This is a genomic window from Limnospira sp. PMC 1279.21, assembly GCF_032349615.1.
Taxonomy (GTDB): Bacteria; Cyanobacteriota; Cyanobacteriia; order Cyanobacteriales; family Microcoleaceae; genus Limnospira; species Limnospira fusiformis.
Genome location: NZ_JARPLU010000421.1, coordinates 1 through 1087, shown reverse-complemented (window position 1 = coordinate 1087; position 1087 = coordinate 1). Strand labels below are relative to the sequence as shown.

Here is a 1087-nt window from a genome sequence, read left to right as displayed (position 1 = left end):
TGAAGAATGTTGCGGAATGATTAGAAGGATTTATGAGTTTTTAGACCCTGAATCCTTTCCTGCTGAAATGCCAGAAAAAATAACAGTTAATGCCGAGAATACAGAAAATAGAATTAAACGAATAAACACATTACCAGAATGGCTGATGTACAGGTTTGACATCGATGACGAAAGATGGGGTGAATTTGAAGTTAAAGTAGAGATTGATGATGTCAATCTCATGACCAAAGCCGAAGAAAAAGCCGAAATCAAATTACCTAACTTAGCTGAATCAATTGCTGAAATATTTGGTATGGTAATGGAAATTGCTATTAGTCACCAAGTTACCCAAAATGCTGTTTTAACAGCATTACACGAAGCAGGTTTAGCTCACGCGGCGGCGTTTAAAGCAGGTAGGGAAGTGTCGGAGATAATCGACTATTTGGGCTTTGCTACCGAGGAAAAATATGAAACAATTAAAACAGCATTTACCCCGGAGGCTGATAATTTTGAGGAGCTACTGGAACCCAATGAAAGCAAAATTAAGATTACCAACCAGAAGGATGCAAAAGAAACATTACAAACAACATTAAATCAAATTCAATAAATATTTGCTTACGCGCTCAAGGTACTTTACAGGTGAACAGTAATGACCCAGCAAAAGACATATTAGCCGATTTAACGCGGTTATATGATTCAATGAAAAAACAGGATGATATCAGAGAAGAGGAAACCGAAAAAGTACAAGAATTACTGAAAAAAGACTTTCCTGATATCAAGATAGAAACCGAATTGATTGATGGCGATAACCCACTAAGAGGGACTTTGTAATGGTTGCCAGAAGTGCAAGAATGCTAAGGAGTACTCGTAGCTTGTCTAGTCGTCAAACCCGTAGCAGTATAGGTAGAAATGGCGTTAGACAAGTTAATTTAGCCCAAAGAACATCTACCCAAGAAGTAGGTTGGTTTGGCAAATTATGGGCTAAAGTTACTGGTAAAGTTGTTGAATGGGGCAAAAGTTTTGGAGGTTGGCTATGGGAAGGAATTACTAAGTTTTTATCTAACTTTAGCTTTGAGAAAGTAGCGAGATTTATTACCTCTAATTGGGA

Annotated in this window: 2 pseudogenes; both read left to right on the top strand. The window is 37.5% G+C overall.

Annotation, left to right across the window (positions count from 1 at the left end):
* A pseudogene (locus P5683_RS25130) lies at positions 1 to 810 on the top strand (hypothetical protein); the annotation flags it as partial.
* Positions 810 to 1087 (top strand): annotated as a pseudogene (locus P5683_RS25125) (hypothetical protein); the annotation flags it as partial. The pseudogenes P5683_RS25130 and P5683_RS25125, both read left to right, overlap by 1 nt.